The 18,704-nt window shown below is 26.2% G+C and carries 17 protein-coding genes and 1 riboswitch; of the genes, 1 reads left to right on the top strand and 16 read right to left on the bottom strand.

Going from position 1 to position 18,704, the window contains the following annotated elements:
- Window positions 1-155: 155 nt before the first annotated feature.
- Both dapB and NGI68_RS16620 read right to left on the bottom strand, forming a co-directional pair.
- Entirely contained in the window at window positions 156-953 is a 798-nt protein-coding gene (dapB, locus tag NGI68_RS16625; protein WP_251862563.1) for a 4-hydroxy-tetrahydrodipicolinate reductase, read from the bottom strand.
- Between the two features lie 305 nt (window positions 954-1,258).
- Window positions 1,259-2,038 (bottom strand): ECF transporter S component, encoded by a 780-nt coding sequence (locus tag NGI68_RS16620; protein ID WP_251862562.1) that lies wholly within the window; start codon window positions 2,036-2,038, stop codon window positions 1,259-1,261.
- 105 nt (window positions 2,039-2,143) lie between these two features.
- Window positions 2,144-2,245: riboswitch (THF riboswitch) on the bottom strand.
- A 121-nt stretch (window positions 2,246-2,366) separates the two neighbouring features.
- Here NGI68_RS16620 and NGI68_RS16615 point away from each other — a divergent pair.
- Window positions 2,367-2,555 (top strand): H-type small acid-soluble spore protein, encoded by a 189-nt coding sequence (locus NGI68_RS16615; RefSeq protein WP_251862561.1) that lies wholly within the window; start codon window positions 2,367-2,369, stop codon window positions 2,553-2,555.
- A gap of 305 nt (window positions 2,556-2,860) precedes the next feature.
- Here NGI68_RS16615 and NGI68_RS16610 read toward each other — a convergent pair whose 3' ends face one another.
- The 14 genes from NGI68_RS16610 to NGI68_RS16550 form a co-directional block, all read right to left on the bottom strand.
- Entirely contained in the window at window positions 2,861-3,502 is a 642-nt protein-coding gene (locus NGI68_RS16610) for a lactate utilization protein (protein WP_251862560.1), read from the bottom strand.
- A 226-nt stretch (window positions 3,503-3,728) separates the two neighbouring features.
- Window positions 3,729-5,000, bottom strand: coding sequence for a sensor histidine kinase (locus NGI68_RS16605; protein WP_251862559.1), 1,272 nt, complete (start codon window positions 4,998-5,000; stop codon window positions 3,729-3,731).
- Window positions 5,001-5,155: 155 nt separating this feature from the next.
- Window positions 5,156-5,869, bottom strand: a complete 714-nt coding sequence (locus NGI68_RS16600; RefSeq protein WP_251862558.1) for a response regulator transcription factor — start codon at window positions 5,867-5,869, stop codon at window positions 5,156-5,158.
- 367 nt (window positions 5,870-6,236) lie between these two features.
- Window positions 6,237-7,496, bottom strand: coding sequence for a dicarboxylate/amino acid:cation symporter (locus NGI68_RS16595; RefSeq protein ID WP_251862571.1), 1,260 nt, complete (start codon window positions 7,494-7,496; stop codon window positions 6,237-6,239).
- Window positions 7,497-7,873: 377 nt separating this feature from the next.
- Window positions 7,874-8,008: a hypothetical protein gene (locus NGI68_RS17005; RefSeq protein WP_286010131.1), complete on the bottom strand. Its 135-nt coding sequence runs from the start codon at window positions 8,006-8,008 to the stop codon at window positions 7,874-7,876.
- Between the two features lie 128 nt (window positions 8,009-8,136).
- Entirely contained in the window at window positions 8,137-8,346 is a 210-nt protein-coding gene (locus NGI68_RS16590) for a helix-turn-helix domain-containing protein (RefSeq protein WP_251862557.1), read from the bottom strand.
- A 16-nt stretch (window positions 8,347-8,362) separates the two neighbouring features.
- The gene (locus NGI68_RS16585; protein WP_251862556.1) at window positions 8,363-8,854 is read right to left on the bottom strand and encodes a DUF2975 domain-containing protein; all 492 of its coding nucleotides are present in this window, start codon (window positions 8,852-8,854) and stop codon (window positions 8,363-8,365) included.
- 170 nt (window positions 8,855-9,024) lie between these two features.
- Window positions 9,025-11,706: an ABC transporter permease gene (locus NGI68_RS16580; RefSeq protein WP_251862555.1), complete on the bottom strand. Its 2,682-nt coding sequence runs from the start codon at window positions 11,704-11,706 to the stop codon at window positions 9,025-9,027.
- Window positions 11,693-12,385 carry an ABC transporter ATP-binding protein gene (locus tag NGI68_RS16575; RefSeq protein ID WP_251862554.1) on the bottom strand — a complete coding sequence of 231 codons (693 nt, stop codon included), beginning with the start codon at window positions 12,383-12,385 and terminating at the stop codon, window positions 11,693-11,695. Before NGI68_RS16575 ends, NGI68_RS16580 begins: the two co-directional genes overlap by 14 nt.
- Window positions 12,386-12,614: 229 nt before the next feature.
- A complete protein-coding gene (locus NGI68_RS16570) occupies window positions 12,615-13,463 on the bottom strand; it encodes a DUF4003 family protein (RefSeq protein WP_286010133.1) in 849 nt (282 codons plus the stop codon).
- Window positions 13,464-14,230: 767 nt separating this feature from the next.
- Window positions 14,231-15,193 carry an L-threonine 3-dehydrogenase gene (locus NGI68_RS16565; protein WP_251862552.1) on the bottom strand — a complete coding sequence of 321 codons (963 nt, stop codon included), beginning with the start codon at window positions 15,191-15,193 and terminating at the stop codon, window positions 14,231-14,233.
- Between the two features lie 26 nt (window positions 15,194-15,219).
- Window positions 15,220-16,413 (bottom strand): glycine C-acetyltransferase, encoded by a 1,194-nt coding sequence (locus tag NGI68_RS16560; RefSeq protein WP_251862551.1) that lies wholly within the window; start codon window positions 16,411-16,413, stop codon window positions 15,220-15,222.
- A gap of 132 nt (window positions 16,414-16,545) precedes the next feature.
- Window positions 16,546-17,082, bottom strand: coding sequence for a sigma-70 family RNA polymerase sigma factor (locus tag NGI68_RS16555; RefSeq protein ID WP_251862550.1), 537 nt, complete (start codon window positions 17,080-17,082; stop codon window positions 16,546-16,548).
- A 419-nt stretch (window positions 17,083-17,501) separates the two neighbouring features.
- Complete coding sequence (locus NGI68_RS16550) at window positions 17,502-18,671, bottom strand: DHHW family protein (RefSeq protein WP_251862549.1); 1,170 nt, start codon at window positions 18,669-18,671, stop codon at window positions 17,502-17,504.
- Between the last annotated feature and the right edge of the window lie 33 nt (window positions 18,672-18,704).

Below are 18,704 nucleotides of genomic sequence, written 5' to 3'. Positions count from 1 at the left end.
ATCTAAAATATATATGTGAAAATCGTCTAGCATTCATTATCCAAATAATGCATTATACAAATTAAAGTAATATAATCTTTTACCATATAAATCCTACATTATATATAGATTAAAAACAATATATATTTTATACTGTTAAAAATAAATTTACATACCTATAATCCTAACACGTCTTTCATAGAATACATTCCCGGTTTTTTATTTTGTAGATATAATGCAGCTTTACATCCTCCATTTGCAAAGCATTCCCAATTGTGAGCATGATGAGTTATCTCCAATCTTTCCCCCATAAGCCCAAACATAACAGTATGAGTGCTTGAAATATCTCCTGCTCTTAAAGAATGATATGCAATTTTACCGTCTTCTCTTTCCCCTTTTCCATGTCTTCCAAATTGGGCCAAATCCTTCAATTCTTTATTAAATGTGTTAGCTAAAACTTCTCCAATTTCTAGAGAAGTTCCACTTGGAGCATCTTTTTTATATCTATCATGCATCTCTATTATTTCAATATCAGACATATCTCCTATAGTTTTAGCTGCAAGTTCAACTAATTTATACATAAGATTTACTACCATAGAAGTGTTTCCTGCTAAAACTACTGGTATTTCTTTTGAAATTTCATTTATTCTATTAAGTTGTTCTTCTGAAAATCCAGTAGACCCACATACTACAGCTTTTTTGCTTTTTAATGCTTTTTCAAATACATCCATAGAAATTTGTGAATCTGTAAAATCTATAATACAATCACACTTATCTATAACAGAATCTAAATCATCTACTACTTTACAACCTATATTTTTCCCTATATTTGCAACTAAGCCAACATCTTGTCCTATATATTCTCTTCCCTTTGGAGCAACTGCAGCTACAAGCTGTATTTTTTCATTATCACAACAAGATTTAATAACTAGCCTTCCCATTTTTCCTCTTGGTCCAATAACTATTATTTTCATACATTCCACCTCATCTTTATTAAATTTAAAATTTTGTGGATTTTTATCTTTGCTCATATTACCTTAATAATTTTATTTGTTACTTATTTTTATCAATCATAGTAAACCTTTTATCAATTTATATTATACATGGTAATAGTTAATAATTATACTAGATATTCTATAATGTGTTTTAAAATTATTTATTATAACTTATAAAATAAAATAGATAGAATTTTGATTTAAATATGTTTATTCTTATATTTAAATCAAAAATTCTACCTATATATATTTTTATTAATAATTTTCATTAATATCCTAAGAATTTAATTGCTTGTCTTTAATCCTAGTGAATCATAAACTCTCAATAGCAAAGCAACTATATAAGATTCCAGAACTATCATAAATATCTCTTCTACAATTCTTGGTATCCAAAGCATCATAAATGCTTTTCCATGAAGTGCTGGTATAAACATTAAAAGTATATATGTGTTAAGTGTAGATACTATTATTCCTGATGTTCCAAAAGCTATAATCAATTTCATATAATCTTCATATATATGCTTAATAGTATTATTTTGTTTTAATTTAATATTTATTATAAATATTATTAAAGCCACTATAGTTATTATTTCTATAGCTGTTATTACATACATATATTTTTTCCCTAATAAGCTCATTGCTACATGCAAAAATGATTTATTACCAGATAATATGCCTATATGAGCAGCACCAGCTATAGCACCTAAAATAATAAAAAATATTGGATATAATTTTTCTATTTTTCGTATATCTATATTTTTAATTTTTGACCATATAATTGCCACAAGTATACCATCTAATATACTAGTTAATGTTAGAAAAGGAATATATCCTCCCATAGGTTTTATTATATATGCTAATATATCTACTATACCAGCAACAGCACCACCTATAGTGCCTCCAAAAATTACTGCTGGCATTTTAATAAATATGCCAGAAAGGCTTATTCTCATAGCTCCCGCACCGCCTATTGGTATCATTAGGCTAAAAATCCTTAATATTATGGCAGCTGCTATAAAAAGTCCGCATAAAACCATTGTCTTTACTCCAATTTTGCTTTTCATTTCTTTTAGTCACCTTCCCAATATAAAATAAAAAAACACTTATTTTTTCTCCACTGCATTACACTAAAGAGAAAATAAGTGTTTTAGAATATAACTCTCTAATGTAACAGCGGAATGCGGTAGTACATCGCAAATCTTTTAAAAGATTTTTCTTTTAGAGACAACTTCCCGTCCTCTAAACCTTAACGTGTATCCACCTACTCTGTTACTTTAAACATCTAATATTAAATTGCTTAAAAACATTATACATAAATACAGTTATAATGTCTACATATTTTATATGTAAATGCAAAAACTAATCATAAATAATACTAAAGGAGTGAATAAAATGGACGCAAGTAGAGCTTCTAAATTAATAGATTGTGAAAAAGTAGATGTATTTTGTAAAGGTGAACCTGTAATTATAAAAGCTGTAGATGAATACTCTAAAATGGCTACAGTAGAAAGTTTAAAAACTGGTAACAATCTTATAGTTCCTCTTAATGATATAAGAGATGAGGGTACTATTCACAATTAAGTTTTAAATTTAATAAAAATTACAATCTTATAGAAATTTATATAGCAACCACAAGATCATGAATAAATCTAATAAAAAAAACAAGGTATACTATAAATATAATATTAATTATAATTATTTATAATATGCCTTGTTTAATATATATAAGCTACATGAATCTTATTAAATTTTTAAATATATTTCACATAATTTAAATAAATTATATTATTTATATTTAAAAAATATCTAACATATTTAAAATATTTTTACCATGTTTAAAATATGTATGATCTTCATATTTTACTTAATTATTATTTAACTGAATTTTAATATCCAAGCTCTTCATTTATAAATATAACATGAATTCTATCTTTGTTTCCTTGTCTTTTTATTAATGTATACTCATTACATATTCTTTCTGGGCTTTTGCAATCTATACAATAACCTAATTTTGTACAAGGCGTCTTTCTATTTAATCTTATGGTATTAGCTGGTGCTGATTGGTATCTATTTCTTTTTATTGCTTCATCTAAATTTGTTACTATTTTATTGACTCCAGCTATTACAATAACTTTATCTGGACCATAAAGCATAGCTGCTACTCTATTTCCATTACCATCTACATTGTACAACTCTCCATTTTCAGTTATGGCATTAGAACTTACAAAATACGCATCAGCAAAAAATGATTCTCTAAATATGTTTTTTATATCTTCTCCAGTTAACCCTTCTTTATATCTGTCTAAAAATTCATATCTTCCAGATCTTAAATGGTCTATAACTCCAGTTTCAAATAAAGTTACAGATCCACCACAGGATACCTTAGCGCCTTTTTTTACTATTTCTTTTATTTTTTCTATTAATTCTTCTTTGTTATTAACTAAGTATCCATTCATATTATTTTCTTGTAAGGATTTTATAGTTCTCATTATCTTTTGTTTCTTTACTTCTAAAATATTTTTATCCAAAACTATTCCCTCCCATACCTATTTTTAAAATTTTTCCTACTAATATATATTCTATCAAATAATAAGACATATTGAAATAAGAATGAATTAAATTTTTAATAGAGAAAATATAAAAGTTCATCTAGCATTAGTTTAATATGCAAAATATGATTCTATAAGTTAGCTTTAACTAGGACAACCAGTTAAATTTATTTTAAAAGTACATCTATTTTTATTACTTTAATATTTATATAATTGTTTTTAGAAAAATTATTATAAATTCTGTTCCTTTACCTTCTTCACTTTCTACAGTTATATTTCCATTTTGTTGTTCTATTATAGATTTACTTAAAGAAAGACCTATACCTATACTTAAAGGATTCACTGAATTTTCCCCTTTATAAAATCTATCAAATATTTTATTTTGTAGATTTTTAGGAATTCCTTCTCCATTATCCTTTATACTTATGGTCAAAGATATTGGGGTTTCTTCTGAGCTTATTTTTATTTCTCCATTTTCTCCTGTATGCTCTATAGCATTTTTTATAATATTTGAAAGAGCCTCTGCTGTCCATTCCATGTCATGTTTTAAAAAAGTATCTTTGTTTATATCAACTATCACATTTTGAGACTTCTGTTTACACTTTTCATTAAGACCTGATAATGCTTTATTTACTGTCATATACAAAGGATTATTTTCTCTTTTAAATTCTACTACTCCTGCTTCTAGCCTTCCGATTTTTAAAAGATTTTTAATAAGCCATTCCATTCTTCTTAATTGTTCATCGCTAAGATTTAAAAAATTTTTTCTATGTTCTAAAGGCATATGTTCATTCTTCATTAATTCATTAAACATTATTAAAGAAGACAGGGGTGTTTTTAATTGATGGGAAATGTCTGATATTATATTTTTTAAAAATACTTTTTCTTTTTTTAAATTTAATAAAGATTCTTCCAATCTATTAGACATTAAATTAAACTTGTAAGAAAGAACATGAAAATCCCCTTCTTTATTTTCATCTATGAATTTATTAAAATGGCCTTCCATTATATTCTCTGAGGCCTTAGTAAATATTTCCGCTCTTTTATAAAAACTCTTAAAATTTATATATATTATTATATATGTAATAAAAATAATTAAAGCAAACCAAAGCACTATTTTATGTGTAAAATTTCTACTAAAGCTATTTAATGAAGGATTTTTATAAATCTTTAAATTTTCATCATAAGAATACTTTTGTAGAACTTTTCTTCCTATTTCATAATTCTTTTTATCCATAGATTTTTTGTTTTGTAAATTATCATTGTTATTTAAGGAAGCTATTATTTCATCCTCTAATTCTGGATGCTTTGATAGTATACTTCCTACTATTAGGGTGTTATTATTTATATAATTTTTATTTAATTTATTGGTGTCATATGTTACAAAAAATGTAGTTACTATACTAAATAAAATAATTATTACGCTAAACTGTATAGTTACTAATTTCATTTCAGGATTTCTAAAATACTTAAACAAAATTATCCTCCTTATCTATAACCCCACTATATTTGTAATCTATTGGATATTATTAAGTTAACCCTTACATAAATCATTACCACATAAGTTATATTGGTCACCATGAAATCTCATTATTTTAATATTTACATAATAAAATCCCACTGAAAATTAGCTTATTCACCCCATCTATATCCTATACCTCTTACGGTTTCTATATATTCAGGTTTTCTAGGATCTTTTTCTATTTTTTCTCTTAATCTTTTTATATAAACATTTAAGGTGTTTCCATCCACAAAATTTCCGTCCACATCCCAAATTTTTTCTAATAAAACATTTCTAGATAGCACATTGCCTTTGTTCTCTATAAGTATTAAAAGCAATTTATACTCTCCTGCTGTAAGCAGTATTTCCTCTCCATTTTTAAACACTTTTGCTTTTAAAGGCTCTATTACTATGTCCTTTAGAACTATACTATTATCATTTAAATTATCTTCTTTTATATTTGTAGCATTTAATTCTATATCCTTACCTTTTCTTCTTAAAATCGCATTTATCCTAGACAAAAGTTCTCTTATCCTAATGGGTTTTGTTATATAATCGTCTCCTCCCATATCTAATCCTAAAACCACATTAGCCTCTTCATCACAGGCGGTCATAAATATTACAGGTATAGAACTTTCCTTTCTTATTTCACTGCATAAATCATATCCGCTTCCGTCAGGTAACATTAAATCTAAAAGAATTAAATGTAATTCTTCTTCTTTTAAAATCTCTCTAGCTTCTTTTAAATTTTTAGCTCTCTTTACTACATACTTTTCTTGTTTTAGTGTATATTCCACTCCAATAGCTAAAGCCATATCATCTTCTACTAATAATATATTTGTCATAAAATCCCCCTAAAAACACGTTAGCATAGTATTATTTATAAAATATAATTTTTACATTAAAATAAATATTTTCTAATAATTACTACATTATATAAATAAATTATAAACTTCATAAATATAGAAGTATCTTATTTAATTATAATTTATGTTATACTTATTTAAAAGAATTTTACATAATCCGCTCTTATTTTTTATTTATATAATGAAATTATTTTTAAATCATATTTTACATACTAAACATTAAATTCATTAAAACACTTCCTTTATGATAAATATTAATATGATATCTATAGATAAATTAAAGCATTAAAAACCCCATACAAATGCATGAGGTTTGGGGGATAACATAACAGATTATATTTTCAAGCTAAGCTGTAAATTCTTCATATATTTCCTTGTTTAATCCTTTTTCGGAATTAGCTACAATAAGTGTTCCTACTGCATCTCCTGTTATATTAACTGCAGTTCTTGCCATATCGAATATTCTATCCACACTTAAAATTATTCCTATTCCTTCTAAAGGTAATCCTACTTGTTGAAATACCATGGATAACATAACTATTCCAGTACCTGGTACTCCAGATGTTCCTATAGAAGCTAAGGTGGCCATAAGTATTATAGTCAATTGTTGATTTAAACTTAAGTTAATGCCATACATTTGAGATACAAATATAGCTGCTAAACCTTGCATTATAGCTGTACCATCCATATTAATAGTTGCACCTAGTGGTATGGTAAAACTAGATATAGACTTATCCACTCCAAATTTTTTCTCACAAGTTTCTAAGTTTATAGGTATTGTAACATTACTACTTGATGTACTAAAAGCAAATACCATAGTTGGCCAAAACTTTTTAAAGAAACTTATAGGACTTAATTTCCCTATAAACTTAAGCATACCACCATAAACAAGGAATGTGTGAATTGCCAATATTAGTACCGCTACTAATAAATATTTAATAAGTGGAATTAAAACTTTTATTCCTTGTGCCATAATAACATTACTTATTAAAGCAAATACTCCTAGTGGTGTTATTTTCATTATTATATTTATCATTTTTAATAAAACAACATTAATTTCTTCAAATATATTCAATAAATTTTTAGCCTTACTTCCAACCAAAGTTATTGAAATACCCACCATTAAAGCAAAAAATATTATTTGTAACATATCTCCTTTTACCATAGCTTCTATGGGATTAGAAGGTATCATGTTAACTAGCATGTCCATAATAAATTGAGGTTTTTCTGTTTTTACAATCTCTTTACTTACTTTTAATGCTATACCCATTCCTGGTTTAAAAATATTGGCTATAAAAAGAGCTATACTTATAGCTACAGCTGTTGTAATAAGATAATATGTAAATATTTTTCCTCCAACTCTTCCTAGCTTTTTAATATCTCCAGTACTAGCTGCTCCACATATTATTGAAAATAATACCAAAGGAACTACTAGCATTTTTATGCCTCTTAAAAAAATATTCCCCATAGGAACTAATACCCATTTACTTATAGTATTATTTATTTGTTGTGGGAAAAATGAATTAGCTATTATTCCAAAAATTATTCCTAAGAACAAGGAAAACAATATTTTAAAAGTTAATGATTTTTTTCTTTTACTTTCTATCAATTTCAATACCTCCGAATGATTTTTTTGACTATATAAAATTCATAACATATAAATAACTACTATTGATAATACCAAAAAACTTACGCAAACGCAATATGCAATATATACTTATTTAAAAATAATAATATTCATAATTTTCTTTATATTAATTCAAAATATTTATAATAATTTAGAAATAGAAAAATTATCTGTTTTCTGACTGAACACTTGCAAAATTATTCATTTTTATAGAAATATAGGATGTTTTTAAAAAACAAATTCAATTTTATCCTCAAAATAAAATATATTAAACTTTATTTTATTATAAAAAAATAAAATAGATTTGATGTTTATACTTTAAATATCAAATCTATTTTTTTAACAAAATATTTTATTTACTTTATAACTAACAAATCCAATGCAGCTACTATACTTAAAAATGATATATATTCATTATGTTTTTTATTATTCCCCTGATTTTGAACCTTTTCTTTTTCTATTTTCTCTTCTTGTATTTTTTGTTTTTTCATATTATTATTCACCTCCATATTTCACAGTAAAAAATGATTATGAAATAATTGTGTGATTTATAAAAGCTATCAAAATTAATTTACAAATACTTTAATTATATTTATGTTATATATAACTATTATGATTATTATTCTTCATCTTCTCTATATTCTAATATATCTCCAGGTTGGCATTGTAGTATTTTGCATAAGGCGTCAAGGGTTGTAAATCTAAAAGCTTTAGCCTTATGATTTTTAAAGTTTGATACATTTGCCATAGTCATACCAAGTTTTTCTGATAATTCCGTAAGAGATATTTTTCTTTTTGCCATCATAACATCTAAATTAACAACTATCATACTACTACACCTCCTATTAAAAAGTAAGATCTAATTCTTCTTTTATTTCAGCCGCCTTTTTAAATATATTTGACATAACTATTGAAAGAAAACCTGCTATTATAGAAATAAAAGATACAATAATAATAGGAAGAATAGTTAAAACATATAAATAAAAATCATAAACAAAGCAAAGTATTAATTGTGATACTATAAAAAGTATTACTTCACTAAACGCACAAATAGCAATTACTTTAAACTCTTCTGAAATCTTCAGTGAAAAAGGATTCTCATCTCCAAGTAAACCACATATAGATTTTAGCTTAAATAATGCTAGCACATATGGAACAGCACAAATATAAATAAACATTGTAAGTATCCAAGGCATGTTTTCATTAACTACTTTTATATTAGATACTTTAAAAACTGCTGTTAAACCAAGAGGAGTGCCTACAAGTACTAAAATTGTTAAAATAATTCCAACAACAACAAATCCATTTAATAATTTTGAACTTACTGTATTTTTCATAAATATTACCTCACTTTAAAATAAGTTTTTATTTATAATATACATCATATTTTTTAAAGTGTCAATAAATATTTATCGTTATTCTTTATATTTTTATTGTTTTTATTTATACAATTATTATATGAGTACTTATGAATTTTATATTCCGTTAAATACTTATTTTCTTATTTCTACTCTTTTGCTCTTATATTATCTACTATACTCATTTTCTTAAGTCTTCTAAGTGGTATTAAAGATGCTATAAGTGTTATTGCTACTACTCCTACAATACCTGTAATAAATACATCTATAGGGAACTTTATATCAAAACTTAAAAACTCTCCACTTTGTTTTAACATTAACATATACAAGATATAAGATATAATACTTCCAAATACACTGGTGAATATTCCATGAAGTATTCCTTCTAGCATTACCATTTTATTTAACTGCACCTTGGTCATTCCTATGGCTGTTAGTATAGCAAATTCTGATTTTCTAAGGAGTAATCCTATGGTTACGGTATTTACTATATTTACCACTCCAATTATGGTGATTATAGTTATAAAACCGTATATTAATACTCCTATTTGTCTAAATGCACTTTCCATCATATCATTTTGCTTATATAGATCTATATATTGTCCATCAAACTCTTCTGCCTTATCTTCAAAATAACTTTCATGTTTATCCTTAGAATTTTTATCTTTATAACTTATAGCAATAGAATCTACAGGAATTTTACCAAAATTATTTTCAAAGCATTTATCACTAAAAACTAAACCTATCTTATTTCCATTCATACTAGAGTTAAAATTATCTTTGCTCAATATTCCTACTACAGTTAGTTCTATAAAATGTCCTTTTTCTAGTGCTTTTTTTGATTGACCTTTTAAATCTACTTTTCCCTTATCTTGTCTATCTACAGGATAAAATTTATCCTTGGTTTTTTGAATTTTTATTTTGTCTCCAACCTTATACTTTGTAATATTAGCTATTACCTTTCCTCCGTTATTTTTAGTTACCTCATTTCTATTTATAAGAATTACCCCATTATTATCTAAAGCTTTTTTATCTATTTTCCCTTCTATAATACTTTTTTTTGCTTCACTAAAAGCAGCATCATCATATGCTGAATAGGATATATTATCTAAGAAAACATAATCTTTTCCTTTGATTTTTTCTCCTTCAGGCATTTCTTTATTTATTTTTTCATAATACTTTTCATTTAACATCCCTTTTTCTAAAGGTACTACAGAATATCTTATTTTTGGAACATATACTCGTTCTATGCCAGGCTTATTTTTAACTTGTGATATAAATTTTTCATCCAACTCACCTTCATCTATTTGAAAAGTAGCATCAAATGGAAGTGCACTAAAAAATTGCTTTTGGGCTTCTCCAGTGATCTTCACCATAGATGTTAATGTTACAAACATTACCAAAGATACCATAAGAGAGAATACTGTTATAATGAATCTTTTATTATTCCTTCTTATATTTTTATAAGCTACTGCTCCTTCTACGCCAAATATTAATTTTATAAGTTTTCCCTTTCTTCTTTTTATCTTTTCTTTTTTAAGATTTGAAGAATTTCTTATGGCATCTATAGGTGATACTCTAGAGGCCTTTATAGATGGTCCTAAAACAGATAACAATATTGTTATAGCTGTTAGTAAAATACAAATAATTATAACATCTTTGTAAAAGGAAATTCTCATTCCCTCAAACATAAATACCTGTGAATTTGACATAAGCTTTATTGTAATATAAATCCCTAAATATCCTGACAATATCCCTATGGGAATAGCTATAGCACTCATTATAAAAGCTTCTTTAAATACTAATGTTCTTATCTTTTTAGGTGTAGCTCCTATACTTCTTAATATACCAAACTGATTTATTCTCTCTGCCACAGATATATTAAAAGCATTATATATAACAGCTACAGTACATACAATTATCATACCTACAATAAATATGAAAAACCCTTTTGTACCTTCATTTAATATGGTACTATTTCCTTCAGCCATAAGCCTTAATACGGACTCATTGTACACTACTTGTGGAATACCTTTTATTTTTTTATTCTTACTTAGTCCAAATGATTTACCTATCTTATCCCCTATAGCTATCTTATTTTTCTTCTCTTTTAAATTAGCATAAAGAGAATATTCATTATCTTTTCCCATAGAATTTTTATCTAAATATCCTATAGCTTTATAAAAATCATCAGTGACACTTACATTAGCTTCATAATATCCTACTATCTTATATTTTTTAACTTTATTTAAATTTAAGTTTGCATTATCCACTTTGTAACTTTTAGATTTATTTATTGTTCCTTTTTTAAGTAGTTCTTCATCTATACTAATTGCATCTATATAATCTCCTACAGATTTGTTTAATCTTCTCTTGGCCTTCTTTTCTAATATTATTTCATCTGCTGCCTTAGGTTTTCTTCCTTCTTTCATGTCAAATTTCATTACATAATTAAACATTTCTTCATCATAAAAATTTAAACTTATAATTTTAAGATTATTATTTGATTTATTTTTTGCATCATTTATTCTTTTATTATTCTTATCATTAGCTACAGTTACAACAGTTCCTTCTTTACTTACACCATAATCTTTAAATTCTACATTGTTGCTTAGTTTATTTACTTTATCTTTATCTAAAAAATTATATTTTACTTCATAATTACCTTTTTCATCTCTTTCTCTTTGTATAAGATTATCTCTCATACTAAAAAATAGATTTCCTATACCTGAAAATAAAGATACAGCTAAAATTATACCTATTATAGTTAATATAGTCCTTTTTTTATTTTCCTTTAGGTATCTTCCCGTAATTTGACTATAGCTTTTCAACTGTAATCACCTCGTCTCCCTTGACTTCACCGTCACTTATAGTTATAACTCTATCTGCCATTTTTGCTATACTTAAATCATGAGTTATAAGTACTAAAGTTTGATTGTATTTTTTTACTGAGTATCTTAAAAGTTCCATTATCTCTTTAGAATTTTTGGAATCTAAATTTCCTGTAGGTTCATCGGCAAGTATTATAGATGGCTTATTAGCCAGTGCTCTACCTATAGAAACCCTCTGCTGCTGCCCTCCTGATAGCTGTGAAGGTAAGTGATTTTTTCTTTGTTTTAACCCTAATATATCTAGAAGTTCATCCATATACTTTCTATCTGGTTTTTTATTATCCAAAAGTACTGGCATTTCTATATTTTCCTCTGCTGTTAAAACCGGTATTAAATTATAAAATTGAAATATAAACCCTATCTTTCTTCTTCTTAATATAGCTAATTCATTTTCTTTTAGAGAATATATATTAGTGCCTTCTAAAACTACTTCTCCAGAAGTTGGCTTATCCACTCCCCCTAAAAGATGAAGCAATGTGCTTTTACCAGATCCTGAAGGACCAACTATAGCAACAAATTCTCCTTGATTTATAGTTAAATTAATATTTTTTAATGCATCTAGCTTTGTTTCACCTTTTCCATAGCTTTTACATAAATCTATAACTTTTAATAATTCCATTTATAAGTCCACTCCTTTATTTCTTTTCTCATCTACAGCTTTTATATTAAACTTTCTTTATTACAATATCATTAATAGAATTATTACAAAATCGTAATAATTGTATCTTGCTTAATTACATATTACACTTTTATTCATTATAAAATAAATTACTTCCACTATAAGAACTAAAAGCTAGATACTTAAGTTTAAGTACCTAGCTTTTAATTTTTTACTATTTAAATTATTATTAATTTGATGATGAAGAGGCTGCTGCTACTGAAGCTACTATACACCCTGACATAATAACTTGTTGTTCAGCAATTAATATAGCGTTTATACTATTAGCCAAAGTTGCATCCAATAATCCTTCTTTAATTTTATCAATGTGACAATCCGCTACTAAGGAGATAGCTAACATAGTGACATGAGACTTTTCAATGTTTAAAAATCCATATCCTTGCTTTTTTCTTATATAATCATAGACTTCTTTTATTTCTCCTACTATTTCATCTTCATTAGAAGTTATAAGAGTAAGCATTCCCAAAGAAGCCAATCCATCATATTTAAGCTTGCATTTTTTATTATTTAGTTTATCATACAAAGATAACGCTCTACTACATTTTCTTTCAGCATCTTCTTCTCCAAAAACCAGTATTTGAGAAAGACTTTGCAATGAGGTTCCTTTAAAGAATCCATTATTATTTAATAATTTATAATAGTATTCCATTTCATAGGAAGTTTTTTCTACCTCCAAATCTGAAGTGGCTAATACCGCTGCAAGTACATAATCATCTTGAGAAGTTAACCAAAAATGATTCTTTTTCATATTTGAATAAAAACTACTCATTCTTTCAATCTTTTCATCCCATTTATCTATAGAGACCTTTTTAACCATAGTATAAGAAGACAAGGTTAGATAATCTGTACCAGAAAATCTTGCATTTTTCATCTTTTTATATACTGTTTGCATACTATGAAAAAAATCTTTATAATTATTCTCTAAGTTTAAAAGACTACTTAAAATAAGTAAATTCATCCCCCTAAAAGGAGAAAATATCCCTACTTCATGTTTTATATAATCTTTTACTTGTAAGATATATAAATCATTGCTTATTACATTACAACTACAGATAATACTGCTGCCAAAGATATAACAAATATGATTTCATGAATAAATGAATTTTTACCTTTTCCCATTTTATTCTCTCCTTATCATAAATATTTTTTAACCGTTCACTTAATATGTGTTATTCTTATGTTACTACTTTTATATTAATACTTCTTTATTAAAATATTAAAATTATCTTATTACCATATTAATAATTAATTATTACTTTTTTCTTCATAAATATTATATTCTTATTTATGATTTTAATATTCCATTTTAATACTTTATAGTTAATATTATATAATGGATTTTATTAACTATGGTTGCTAAATTATTACAAAATATACTTATATATATCATTTTATATAATATTTAAAATCTTATACTATATATTTAAATAGACCAACACTAATGTTACTTTAACTTGTTGTGCTATTTAAATTGAACTTACAGAATCACAAGACTAACGCTAAATCTACTGACAGTAATGTTAGTTTATTATATATGGGTTTCTTCACACAAAAAAAGAAAGACTCTAAAAATGAAGCCTTTCTATAATGAAATTTGTATAAGTTTTTTAATATATTTTAAAATATTTTTGCTATGCTGTTTTATTAATATATGTTGAAATATTTCTGATTATGCTATTTTATCCATATAGTTTAAATTTAATTATTCAACAGCCTATCTATAGATAACATTTCTTATTAATTTTTTAAAACTTTTTATATAAAAAAGCTAGTTTAAAATCCTATTTATACATCCGTTATATTTAATTTAACTCTTAATTTATCTAACATATCTTTTGTCATTGTTTCTAAGTTATACTCCGCTTTAAATCCCCACTCTTCTTTAGCAGCTGTACAGTCTATTGAATTAGGCCAAGAATCCGCTATTGCTTGTCTTATTGGATCAACATCATAATTCATTTCAAAATTAGGTATATGTTTCTTTATTTCCTCTGCTATTTGACATGGTTCAAAACTCATGGCCGTTATATTAAATGCATTTCTATGTTTTAATTTTGAAGGATCTGATTCCATTAAAGTAACTATAGCATTTAATGCATCTGGCATATACATCATATCCATATAGGTACCATCAGCTATATAAGATGTATATTTGCCTTCTTGTAATGCCTTATAATAAATGTCTACAGCATAGTCTGTAGTTCCACCACCTGGAGGTGCTACATAAGATATAAGTCCAGGGAACCGTACTCCTCTTGTATCCACCCCAAATCTCTTAAAATAATAATCACATAACAATTCTCCAGATACCTTTGTAACTCCATACATTGTTCCTGGTCTTTGAATTGTATCTTGTGGAGTATTATCTCTTGGCGTTGATAATCCAAATGCCCCTATTGAACTTGGTGTGAAAAACTTACACTTTAATTCTCTTGCAACTTCTAATGCGTTAAATAAACCACCCATATTTATTTGCCATGCTAAAGCTGGTTTAGCTTCTGCTACTGCAGATAAAAGTGCAGCAAGATGAATAATTGAATCCACCTGATATTTTTTAGCTACTTCTGCTATACTATCAGCATGTAAAACATCTAATACTTCAAAGGGACCTCCCTCAACAACTGGATTTTTTTCTAATTTTCTAATATCAGTTGCAATAACATTAGAATCTCCATAAATTTTTCTCATATATGTGACTAATTCTGATCCTATTTGTCCTAAAGAACCTGTTATTAAAATCTTTTCCATAAACCCCACCCCCAAAATATCAAAAGTTATCTAATTACACTTAGTTCCTTACCTACTCTCTCATAAATAGCTAATGCTCTATGAAGCATTTCCTTTGTATGAGCTGCTGTTGGCATATTTCTGACTCTACCTGTTCCAAGTGGTACTGTTGGGAACACTATTGATTTTGCATAAACACCCTGTTGTAATAATTTCTTAGAAAACTTTTGAGTTAACTTCTCATCACCAATTATGCACGGAGTTATTGGTGTTTCGCTATGACCTATATTAAATCCTAACTTCTTCAATTCTTCTTTTAAATATCTTCCATTTTCCCAAAGCTTATCAACAAGTTCTGTACTTTCAGTCATTATATCCAATGCTTCTATACATGCACCTGCTGCTCCTGGAGTCAATGAAGTTGAAAATAAGAATGGTCTAGCTCTAACTTTTAGCCAGTTTATTAAATCTTTTGATCCTGCAACATAACCACCTACAACTCCAATTGCCTTTGATAAAGTTCCTATTTGAAAATCTATTTTGTGGGATAATCCAAAATGTTTAACAGTTCCAGCGCCTTTTCCCATTACACCTGAACCATGGGCATCATCTACATAAGTTATTAAATCGAATTCTTCTGCAACTTTTACTAGCTGTGGTAACTTTACTATATCTCCATCCATAGAAAATACACCATCAGTTATAACCATCATCTTCTCATAGAATCCACTTTCTTTAGCTTCTTTTGCTTTAGCTCTTAAATCTTCCATATCATTATGCTTATACCTTATAATTTTTGCACCTGATAGTTTACATCCATCTATAATAGATGCATGATTTAATTCATCAGATAAAATAGCGTCTTTTTTGTTCATTACAGCCTGTATAGCCCCTCCATTACAATTAAATCCTGATTGGAAGGCTATTGCTGCTTCTGTATGCTTAAATTGAGCTAGTTTTTTTTCTAACTCTACATGAATTTTTAATGTACCATTTATAGTCCTAACTGCTCCTGCTCCTGCACCATATTGTTTTGTAGCGTCTACTGATGCTTGTATCATTTTAGGATTAGTTGCTAGTCCTAAATAATTATTAGATGAAAGATTAATTAAATCTTTTCCATCCATTTTAATTATTGGACCATTTGAACTTTCTAACGTGTCTATTTGATTATACAAACCTCTCTTTTTCAAATCTTCTAAATTTTCCAACAAAAATTTTTGTAAGGACTTACTACCCATAATTAATACCCCCTTATCATATGAACACAATGTTTAAAGTTATATATAAATTTGTCTTTTCATCGCTAGGAATTATAATAATTTTTTAAATTACATGTTTCATAAGGATATAAGGAAAAACAATAAGGATTATTACTTCTTTAAAATATTTTGCAATCTTTTTACTATTCTTTCTTTTTGATATCCTATATTGTTATAACTTTTATTATGTTTTTTAGAAACTTTCTTTTTCTTCTTATCCTCTACAGGTGTACCTTGTATTAACCCTTGCTCAACTGGGGTTAAAGTTTGTAAAACCTTGCTTACTTGTTGGGTCTTTTCATAGGCTAAAACTTCATCTTCTACGGTAAATAGGTACTCTTGTTCATTTTTCCCAAATATACTCTCATCTTGTATTTCCCTATGATGCTTTATCTCATCTTTTAAAAGCTCCTTATAACTTTCTCTTATAGATTCAACACAATAAGATTTAAAATCTTCATCTTCTCCCTTATAGATATTTACTGCTTTTATAACAGATAAATATCCATGTTGTACTAGATCCTCATAATAATATGATTTTATGTTATACTTTGAAGCTTCCTTTAAAATAATAGGAGTAAAATCATCTACTATTTTTTCTAAGGAATTAATGTCACCTTGTCTAATTTTTTTAATAAGTTCATGCATTATTCTAACACCGCCTTAAAGAACTAATTATCAACTTTATACACATAGTAAAATATATTATATTTTTATATGTTTATGCATAAATCAGGTTAAATTCTTTAAAATCATAGTAATGAATTTAACTTCTTGTGCTAGTTAAATTAATCTTAGAAAATCATAATTTTCATATTAAACCAATGCTAAAACTGCTTTAACTAACGCAATAGATTAATTTAATGTATTGTAATATTTAAAACTTTTGTGGTGTGTATTTTTCCATACAATAATAACTGTGCTAATTAATTTATTTTTTGAATTTGGGTATAAAAAAAGAGACTATATTTCCATTGCATCTTGTGCATGGAAATATAGTCTTTTTTAATATAAAAAATTTACTAAGTATAAATGTTTTATTAAAATCAGGCATAAAAAACCAAACTCTAATTTATATCATATTCACTAATATCTAGTATTGATTCATCTTCAAAAAATGTACTAGCATTATAAAGTATAAGCGTATCTGTTATATTATTATCTTTTATTAAATCTTCTATTTTATTAGCATAATACCTTAAATCAACTACCAATATGTCACTATAATGAGAAGTTAAAAATGGTATAAATGAATTAGCATAAGAATCTTTAATAACAAGTAATCTTTTATTGGATTTGCTAGATGTTTGTATTTTTATTACAGGATGATTGCCGTCTGTAAATAAGGTATATTTATCTTTAGTATTTAGATCTTCTGCATTATATAAACTAACAGATTTTTTCTTTTCTTCTATATAATTTATTATAATATTTTCTTCTTGTTTAGGTAGATACACATTAATATCATCAGGCTCAATATCTGAAATTCCAGAACGTGAATATAATGATCCATAAAAACTATTGCTAACTTTATCAATATTATATTCTTTATCAAATTTAGGCTTTATTTTTGATTTCTTACAAAATTCTAAATATGCATAATAAGCGCCTTCAGTAGTCCAATGATGATCTGTTCTATAATATATATACTTATCTTTATTCTTATTTAAAGCATCAAACACATTTATTCTTTTTATATTTTTATCTAAAGATCCATAGAAGTCATTTATATACTTAACCTCATCATAAGATGGAGCAAACTTAGGTAACCTGTCTTCTAAAACCTTTATCTTTGTTGGAACTATCATAATATAATTAGATAAACTACTATTATTCTTTACAAAAGTATTCACAGCCTTTATTTTTTCATCTACATCTTCTTGATCTGGCTTTTTAAATTTATCTATTAAATAATCATCATGGCCAATATATACATCATTATTTTCTTTTTTCCCCATAAGCTTTTCTGTAGATGATTTTATATTGATCCATAAATTCCTAAATATGAATTGATCAGATATATACTCTTCATACTTTTTAGTAAATTGATTATTAATCAAATTCTCCAAGGAAAATTTGGGCTTAGTTTTCAAATTACGATTTTCCACTACAGAAAATGTTTTATCTTTGCTTATAGCATTTATTATTAACACTATAAATATAAAAAGTACAAATAATAATCCTAAAAGCCTCTTGTATAAGGTATGGTATACCTTAGGTTTTTTTTTAAAATTCATAAAATTATCACCTTTTACTATATAGAATATAAA

This window comes from Clostridium sp. Marseille-Q2269, from assembly GCF_943736985.1.
In the GTDB taxonomy this organism is placed as follows: Bacteria; Bacillota; Clostridia; order Clostridiales; family Clostridiaceae; genus Clostridium_F.
The sequence above is the reverse complement of the archived record's forward strand: the minus strand, read 5'-3'. Positions and strand labels throughout refer to the sequence as shown.

Excerpts from the sequence above, each read along its gene's own strand:
- dapB (WP_251862563.1), bottom strand. The coding sequence starts at position 953 with ATGAAAATAATAGTTATTGGACCAAGAGGAAAAATGGGAAGGCTAGTT.
- NGI68_RS16620 (WP_251862562.1), bottom strand. The coding sequence starts at position 2,038 with ATGAAAAGCAAAATTGGAGTAAAGACAATGGTTTTATGCGGACTTTTT.
- NGI68_RS16615 (WP_251862561.1), top strand. The coding sequence starts at position 2,367 with ATGGACGCAAGTAGAGCTTCTAAATTAATAGATTGTGAAAAAGTAGAT.
- NGI68_RS16600 (WP_251862558.1), bottom strand. The coding sequence starts at position 5,869 with ATGACAAATATATTATTAGTAGAAGATGATATGGCTTTAGCTATTGGA.
- NGI68_RS17005 (WP_286010131.1), bottom strand. The coding sequence starts at position 8,008 with ATGAAAAAACAAAAAATACAAGAAGAGAAAATAGAAAAAGAAAAGGTT.
- NGI68_RS16590 (WP_251862557.1), bottom strand. The coding sequence starts at position 8,346 with ATGATAGTTGTTAATTTAGATGTTATGATGGCAAAAAGAAAAATATCT.
- NGI68_RS16585 (WP_251862556.1), bottom strand. The coding sequence starts at position 8,854 with ATGAAAAATACAGTAAGTTCAAAATTATTAAATGGATTTGTTGTTGTT.
- NGI68_RS16575 (WP_251862554.1), bottom strand. The coding sequence starts at position 12,385 with ATGGAATTATTAAAAGTTATAGATTTATGTAAAAGCTATGGAAAAGGT.
- NGI68_RS16565 (WP_251862552.1), bottom strand. The coding sequence starts at position 15,193 with ATGGAAAAGATTTTAATAACAGGTTCTTTAGGACAAATAGGATCAGAA.
- NGI68_RS16560 (WP_251862551.1), bottom strand. The coding sequence starts at position 16,413 with ATGGGTAGTAAGTCCTTACAAAAATTTTTGTTGGAAAATTTAGAAGAT.
- NGI68_RS16555 (WP_251862550.1), bottom strand. The coding sequence starts at position 17,082 with ATGCATGAACTTATTAAAAAAATTAGACAAGGTGACATTAATTCCTTA.
- NGI68_RS16550 (WP_251862549.1), bottom strand. The coding sequence starts at position 18,671 with ATGAATTTTAAAAAAAAACCTAAGGTATACCATACCTTATACAAGAGG.